Below are 632 nucleotides of genomic sequence, written 5' to 3'. Positions count from 1 at the left end.
ATCTAGAAAAATTTTTTCATAATATGCAATACTAATAATAACAATTTACTCTGAAATAATTCGTTAAAAAATAATAAATTAAACATATTTTTAACTATTTAAAAATACAATATAAAATAATCTTAACTACATCAAAAGATTAATCTATAAATTATTTAATTAAAAATATTATAAACTATATTATTTTCACAAAAAAATAGTACAGCATTAATTCTGCACTATTTAGTGATATCATTTAATAAGATAATTTTTTATAAAATAATAAATGTTCTGCAATTAAGCATAGAGATTTTTACTATATGATGAATATTATACAACCTGAATAAAAAGTCTGCTGACAAATTGCATGTGTCAACAGTTTGAAAAACTTGATACGCTATATTTGCATATCAAGTTTTTATATTAATTACGTTTTTTTAGTTTTAAGGCAACCAATAACGATGACAACAAAGCTAATATTCCAAATAAATCAGCATCAGTATTTATTCCTGTTTTTGAAAGTTTTCCTTTTTTAGGAGTATCTTTCTCTTTATTTTTATCTTCTGGAACTTCAGGTATTTCTGGAATATATTTGTTTGTTATTTTATAACCATTGATTATTGTTTCATATCCAGCAACTTGGTTTTCTGTTA

At 21.5% G+C, this 632-nt stretch carries 1 pseudogene; it reads right to left on the bottom strand.

The window, feature by feature from the left end:
• Positions 1 to 402: 402 nt before the first annotated feature.
• Positions 403 to 632: pseudogene (locus HZY83_RS00125) on the bottom strand (hypothetical protein); the annotation flags it as partial.

It is taken from the genome of Gemella sp. GH3, assembly GCF_013415425.1.
In the GTDB taxonomy this organism is placed as follows: Bacteria; Bacillota; Bacilli; order Staphylococcales; family Gemellaceae; genus Gemelliphila.
Note: the sequence above shows the minus strand (reverse complement) of the source record. Positions and strands in the feature narration are given on the sequence as shown.